Below are 4,299 nucleotides of genomic sequence, written 5' to 3' on the forward strand. Positions count from 1 at the left end.
TCTGCCATCACTACAGAAGTGCGACCTATCAGACAACGAAACTAAGTCATCTATGTCAGCACCCATATAAACAATGCTAAGAGTGTTGCTAGAACTATCCCAAACTATAGAATCAATAATAGTAGACAACAATAACTTCTTATTATCCAAATTAGCATCATCAACCATATTGTTAAACTTTTCTAAATTACTAACAACAATATCTAAATTAACACTGGCATTTTTAATATCAGCATTGTTATCTTCTAAGTTTCTAACCTTAACTTTTAATTCTTCAATTTCACTATTTAAACTTTCAATCTGAGAGATAATATAATTAGAAGCAACACTACCAGTATTTTTAGCAAGTTCTATAACTAAATTACTGATGATTTTTTCTTTATCCTTAATAAAATTCCTAAATAAATTAATCTCACTATTAATACTATTTGATGCATTATCAACTTTAATCTTATTTTCATGAAAAGCATCTATAATAGATTCTACATTACAATTTTTAATTCTTTCGATAACAATAGCTTCAACTAAAGGTCCTTTAAGATTTTTACAATTACAAGCATCAACACCAAGATTCTTTTTAGTACCACATACATAATAATACTTTAATTCTTTATCAGTTCGTTTGCCTTTATAAGTAATTCTCATATTAGAACCACACTTAGAACATTTTAAAATTCCTGATAATAAAGCAACTTTACCAGTAGCAATTCTTGGACTCTTATCACGATTAGCATCAAGTAAACCTTGAACTTCAAGCCAAGTAGTAGAATCTATAATTCCTTTATGTTTAGCAATAGCTGCGATAGGTGTAGATGTATTTTTAGCATAAGTAAGTATTCCACATTCATTATCAGGAGTACCGATAACTTCCATATTATTATTTCTAAGATATTCTACAACAACATCATTAGCTTTTACATAAACAGGACTTCTAAGTATACCAGATAATGAACTAGGGTCAAATTTACCACCACGAGGACCTTTTATTCCATTGTGATAAACATATTTGTATAATTGAGATAAAGATCTAAGTTCTAGATACTTAGCATAAACTATTTTAACAACTTCCATCTCATCATCACTAACTTCTAACTGATACATACTTCTTTCTTTTAGGTTTTCATCTAAGTATTTAATTTTTTTACTGCTAAATCCATGAGGGGTTTTACCACCTAGCCATCTCCCAGTACGAGCAAGTTCATACATATTATCTTTTATACGTTCAGCTATTGTTTCTCTTTCAAGCTGTGCAAATACACTAGATATAAACATCATAGCTCTTCCCATTGGAGTAGAAGTGTCAAATTGCTCTTTGATAGATATAAAAGATATATCTAGTTTATTTAATTTTTCTATTAGAGTAGAGAAGTCAGATACATTTCTTGATATTCTATCCAATCTATAGCACACAAGATAATCAAATTTGTTTGCTTTTGCATCTTGCATCATTTTTTTAAACTGAGGTCTATCTATATTACCACCACTAAAGCCTTCATCTTCATATATTAAAAAATCTTTTATACCAACAGATTTAGCATAGTCCATACATAGTTGTATTTGATTTTCTATAGATTCACCTTTGCCCGTAAATTTTGATTTTCTTGAATAAATTGCAGCCTTCATAAGTTTAACCCCCTTAAACTTTGGTATAAATTGACTTGAATAAGTAATATTCTGGTATTCAACTTCATATCACAAAAGAGTAGATGTATTTATCAGAGCACCCCTTATAGTAGTATTTTCAATACGTATAGGTATTAATAGTGTTTTATTATTTACTTATATATAAATATATGATGTAAAGAATACATTAAATGTTAATAATACATTTTTATTGCATCATATGAAAAAATACTGATTTCGTTTTCATAGAGAAATTTGAGACTTAATTAGTTGTGTCAAGACAAGTCTATAACCTCATAGATTAATATAATAACTCAATTAAGGCATAGGGGGGTTATATATGGATATAAAAGTTGTGGAGATTTTTCCTACAAATCCACTGGAACTAAAAAAAATAGAATCAGCTAAAGCTATATGGTTTGTAAATGCATTAAGAAAAAAGTATCCTGAGGAAGTTTTAGATAAAGCCTTTAAGATACTAGAAGAAGATTTAGAAAAAAGTGAAGCTAAAGCTTAAAATTTTGATAAGGTATACATATGATATAAGAGAGGAAAAACAAATGAGAAAATATTTGGATTCACATATATTTTATGAGACTAATGGCATTAAAAGAGAAGACTCCCCCCTACGTTTAAAAATAGACGTAGGGGCATTAATATTTATTTTTTATAAAGAAGTTTCTCTTAAAACTAAATTTTCATTTCTTTCAATTAGATGTCTAATAGACCATTCATTTTGAAATAACAATACTGGATTGCTATTTTTATCTTCAACTAGTATTGTATCCATTGGTATTGAAAGCTTATCCGATTTGAAAGTATCAGGTTCAATCCAACGTATGTGACGATAAGGTAGTGTATTCATTATCATATCAACACCATATTCTTGTTTTAGACGATATTCTAAAACTTCAAATTGAAGAACTCCAACGACTCCTACAATAAGTTCTTCCATACCAAAATTAGGTTGTTTGTATATCTGTATAGTACCTTCTTCTGATAATTGTGTAAGACCTTTTAAGAACTGTTTTCTTTTAAGAGCATTCTTTGTAGATACTCTTACAAAATGTTCAGGAGCAAATTGTGGTATACCAGTGTATTGTAAATTTGATTTTTTTTCACTTAATGTATCACCAATATTAAATATTCCTGGATCATGTATCCCTATAATGTCCCCTGGATAAGCTGAATCTATTATAACACGGTCTTGGGCTACAAACTGTTGAGGTTGTGAAAGTTTAACCTTTTTATTTCTTTGTACATGAGTTACTGTCATACCTTTTTCAAATTTACCAGAGCAAATTCTTAAAAATGCAATTCTATCTCTATGAGATTTATCCATATTAGCTTGAATTTTAAATATAAATCCTGAGAAGCTATTAGAATTAGGGTCAATATCACCTAAATTACTGCTACGAGGATTTGGTGGAGGTGTTATTTCTAAGAACGATTCTAAAAATGGTTCTACACCAAAATTGGTAAGGGCACTTCCGAAGAACACAGGCGTCAATTCACCATTTAATACTCCGTCTAAATTAAAATTATCTCCAGCAATATCTAAAAGTTCAATATCCTCTAGTAATTTTTCATGAAGAGCATCACCTAATAAAGTATTAAATTTTTCATCAGATATATCTCCAGTTGTAGATTTAGCAATAGATTGTCCATGGTTACCATCATCAAATAGTTCAACTTGATTTTTATGACGGTTAAACACACCTTTGAACTCTTTACCAGAACCAATTGGCCAGTTTACTGGACAAGAGCGAATTCCTAGAACATTTTCAATATCTTCAAGTAGTTCAAAGGGATCCTTTCCTTGACGGTCCATTTTATTTATAAAAGTGAAAATTGGTATTCCTCTCATTTTACAAACTTGGAATAATTTCTTTGTCTGATCCTCGACACCTTTAGCAGAGTCAATAACCATTACTGCACAGTCTGCTGCCATAAGAGTCCTATAAGTGTCCTCACTGAAATCTTGATGCCCTGGAGTATCAAGAATATTTATACAAAAGTTATTATATTCAAATTGAAGAACACTTGATGCAACAGATATACCTCTTTGTTTTTCAATTTCCATCCAGTCAGATACTGCATGTTTTTGAGATCTTCTTGATTTAACTGATCCTGCTTCACGAATGGCACCACCATATAATAGAAACTTTTCAGTTAATGTAGTTTTTCCTGCATCGGGATGGGAAATGATTGCAAAGGTTCTTCTTCTTTTAACTTCATCAATCAAGCTTAAATTTTGTTCTGTCATTTTTTATCATCCTTTATTTTAATTTTACGATTATCCAAATATAAAAAATTATATTTATTAATAGTTTTAAAATGAACATAATTTTCCATATGCTATAAAAAACTACAATCCTATTAATATTATAACTTTATTGCAAAACTGTCAATATGAAAACCTTATGAAAATAGCTTTACTATCTTACTGTATAGCACAACCCCCTTTTTAAGATTAAAAGGACTTTTTTATAATTCCTAGCTCGTTAGAAGCAATAGCACCCTCAACTATTCTACATTTCATACATATTAAGATTGACTATAACAACTTCATATTCATGAGTATTATCATGAAAAATATCTGAGTTAGAATCTAAATGGATGGATTTAAATAAAATAGATTAATTCCTAAAGTTGCACTTTTATAGAAAGTGCATC

Annotated in this window: 3 protein-coding genes; 1 reads left to right on the forward strand and 2 read right to left on the reverse strand. The window is 29.4% G+C overall.

Features of this window, described 5'->3' with window-relative positions:
- Window positions 1-1,623, reverse strand: a 1,623-nt coding sequence (locus tag IC214_RS00455; protein WP_227866129.1) for a recombinase family protein, incomplete at its 3' end; no start/stop codon positions are given.
- Between the two features lie 340 nt (window positions 1,624-1,963).
- Here IC214_RS00455 and IC214_RS00460 point away from each other — a divergent pair.
- Window positions 1,964-2,140: a hypothetical protein gene (locus tag IC214_RS00460; protein ID WP_227437652.1), complete on the forward strand. Its 177-nt coding sequence runs from the start codon at window positions 1,964-1,966 to the stop codon at window positions 2,138-2,140.
- Window positions 2,141-2,290: 150 nt separating this feature from the next.
- On the opposite strand, the gene IC214_RS00465 is transcribed toward IC214_RS00460, so the two are convergent.
- Complete coding sequence (locus tag IC214_RS00465) at window positions 2,291-3,889, reverse strand: peptide chain release factor 3 (RefSeq protein WP_227437655.1); 1,599 nt, start codon at window positions 3,887-3,889, stop codon at window positions 2,291-2,293.
- Window positions 3,890-4,299 lie beyond the last annotated feature (410 nt).

It is taken from the genome of Clostridioides sp. ES-S-0190-01 (genome assembly GCF_020658275.1).
Lineage (GTDB): Bacteria > Bacillota > Clostridia > Peptostreptococcales > Peptostreptococcaceae > Clostridioides.